The organism is Gordonia aquimaris (assembly GCF_026262595.1).
Classification (GTDB): Bacteria; Actinomycetota; Actinomycetes; order Mycobacteriales; family Mycobacteriaceae; genus Gordonia; species Gordonia tangerina.
Map to the genome: position 1 here is coordinate 1 of NZ_JAPKFM010000059.1, position 2,564 is coordinate 2,564.

The 2,564-nt window shown below is 64.0% G+C and carries 2 protein-coding genes; both read left to right on the forward strand.

All coding sequences use genetic code 11. The features are described 5' to 3' along the window. The first annotated feature begins 138 nt into the window (after window positions 1-138). Window positions 139-1,794, forward strand: a complete 1,656-nt coding sequence (gene istA / locus OSB52_RS24510) for an IS21 family transposase (RefSeq protein ID WP_266063943.1) — start codon at window positions 139-141, stop codon at window positions 1,792-1,794. A 4-nt stretch (window positions 1,795-1,798) separates the two neighbouring features. Next, a partial coding sequence (locus OSB52_RS24515) for an ATP-binding protein (protein ID WP_266063942.1) occupies window positions 1,799-2,564 on the forward strand: 766 nt, incomplete at its 3' end.

Below are 2,564 nucleotides of genomic sequence, written 5' to 3' on the forward strand. Positions count from 1 at the left end.
TGTCATTTGCCACCGTGAAGGGACCACCCTGGGCTGATTGTTTGCCATGGGGATGGGACCACCTGGATTGCCAGTTATGGGACCACCGGCGCGTCGCGTCGGTGGTCCCTTCATTTGTCCGTTGACTCGGCCGTGACGATGTTCACGGAAGGGGCCAACGGCATGGGCTACCGGGAGGTTGCAGTGGAAGAGATCAGAGAAGTCCTGCGGTTGTGGTTGGGCCTGGCGGTGGGGTTACCAGCGCCGGGTCTGCGCACGATCGCCGCGCGCGCGGGTATCGACAGGAAGACGGTGCGACGCTACATCGCGGCAGCGCAGGCGGCGGGGTTGACACGTGAGGCCGGCGCGGCGGCACTGACCGATGAGTTGCTCGGTGCGGTGGTGGCCGGGGTGCGTCCGGCGCGGCCGAATGGGCATGGTCAGGCGTGGGAAGCGTTGGTGCCGTTCACCGAACAGATTACGCAGTGGGTGAAGGGAGGGGCACCGGAGAATCCAGAACCGTTGACGGTGACCAAGATTCACATCCTGCTCGCCCGTCAGGGATGTGTGGTCCCGTACCGGACGCTGGTGCGGTTCGCGACCGAGTGCTGCGGGTATCGACGCACCACGACCACGGTGCGGGTGGCTGATGGGGATCCCGGGGTGGAGTGCCAGATCGACTTCGGTTACCTCGGACTGCTCGATGATGCGTCAACAGGTAAGCGCCGCAAAGTGTTCGCGCTGGTGTTCACCGCCGTGTACTCGCGGCATACGTTCGTGTGGCTGACGCATACCCAAACCCTGTCAGCGATCCTCGAGGGCTGTTCAGCGGCGTGGGAGTTCTTCGGCGGAGTGTTCGCTGTGATCATTCCGGACAACATGAAACCTATTGTCACCCGGGCCGACATCCTCAATCCGAGGTTGTCTCGGGGCTGGTTGGACTACGGCCAGCATGCCGGGTTCGTCACCGACACCGCCCGAGTCGCCACACCAACCGACAAACCGCGGGTGGAACGCACCATCCACTACGTGCAGAACAACTTTTGGGCCGGTGAGCGATTCTCGAGCCTGCCCGATGCCCAGGCCGCCGCGGTGGCATGGTGCCAGAGCACTGCGGGACTGCGGATTCACGGCACCACCGCCGCCGCGCCGGCGGTGCTGTTCGACACCGACGAACGCACCCACCTGTTACCGATACCGGCCGACTACGACGTACCGATCTTCAAACAGGTCAAGGTGCACAGAGACTTTCACGCCTCGGTCGGCAAAGCACTGTACTCGCTGCCCGAAACCTGGATCGGCTCGACACTGGATGTGCGCCTGGACAGCGAAGCGGTGAAGTTCTATCACCGCGGCGAGTTGGTCAAGCAACACCCGCGCCAGCCCGCCGGCGGGCAGAGCACCGACCCCCACGACTACCCCGCGGACAAGGCTGCCTACGCGCTGCGCAACATCAGCAAGCTGCAATCCACCTGCGAACATCACGGCCCCCATATCGGGCTCTACGCGGCCCGTATCGTCGATGACCCGCGCCCATGGTCTCGGGTGCGGGCGGTGTATACCCTGCTCGGCCTGGTGCGCACCTACGGGCCCGGACCCGTCGATGCTGCCTGTGCCACCGCCCTGGAGTTCGATGTCATCGCCGTGCCCAAGATCGCCTCGATGCTTGAGCAGGCCACCGAGAAAACCACCCCGGACATGCCCGTGGCCGCCGGGTCGGAATCGTCTCGCTTTGCCCGTGACCCCTCCGAATACGCAACCAACAGAACACAGTTGACTCTTGTTCCCAACCCCGACAACACCATTCAGGAGTGAACCGATGACCCGAACCACCAACAGTGTGCCCGAACCTGTCGGCGCCGACATGCTCGGCCTGCTCAAAACCCTCAAACTCGGAGCCCTCGCCGACACCCTGCCCCAACGCGCAGCCCTGGCCCGCCAACACAAAACCTCGCACCTGACGTTCCTGCAACAATTGCTCGCCGATGAAGTCTCACGGCGTGAATCCAGCTCCGCCGCCCGACGATCAGCCAAAGCCGGTCTCGACCCCCGCATGCGGATCGACACCTGGTGCGCGGCAGACGATCTACTCTACGACCGTCCGCTGCTCGAGGACCTCACCACCCTGCGGTTCATCGACGCCGGCCACTCCGCAATCCTGCTCGGCCCCGTCGGAGTCGGCAAGACACATCTAGCAAACTCGTTGGGCCACATGGCTATCGGCCGCCGCAAAACAGTGTTGTTCGCGCGGGCGGACAAACTGTTCCACCGACTCAAAGCCGCCCGCCTCGACAACAGCGTCGACGCCGAACTTCGCCGCATCACCGCCATCGACGTCTTGATCATCGACGACTTCGCACTCAGAGCCCTCGACGCGACCGAAACCAACGACTTCTACGAACTCGTCGTCGAACGCCACCAGCAGACCAAGACCACCATCGTCACATCCAACCGAGAACCCGCCGAATGGCTCACCATGACCGCCGACGCGCTACTCGCCCAATCGGCCATCGACCGACTCACCTCACGCGCGCACACCCTGGTCATCGAGGGCCCCTCCTACCGCCAACGACACCGACCCGGAC